Below are 249 nucleotides of genomic sequence, written 5' to 3' on the forward strand. Positions count from 1 at the left end.
GCTTCTTCCTTAATTTCAAAATAGGCTTCTTTTTGCATAGCTCGTACTGCTTGTTTAAAGCGGCTATGCTTGTCATTGTCGGATACCTTAAAAAAAGCAAAAAGGTCAGCCTTTGAAAGATAGACGGTATTGTCTTTGGGTGGTTCTTCGGTATTGATACAAGATACCGCCAACTCAAACATTTTTAAGGGCGTTTTATCCATTTTAGCGATTGATGTTATCAAGCTGTTATGCTCGACGACTTTACGT

Annotated in this window: 1 protein-coding gene; it reads right to left on the reverse strand. The window is 38.6% G+C overall.

Translation table 11 applies throughout. From position 1 onward, the window contains the following. On the reverse strand, positions 1 to 249 hold a 249-nt coding region (locus AC6UDG_RS07745; RefSeq protein ID WP_500706996.1), incomplete at both ends, for a replication initiation protein.

The sequence above is a fragment of the Fructilactobacillus sp. X2R1C1 genome (genome assembly GCF_059901435.1).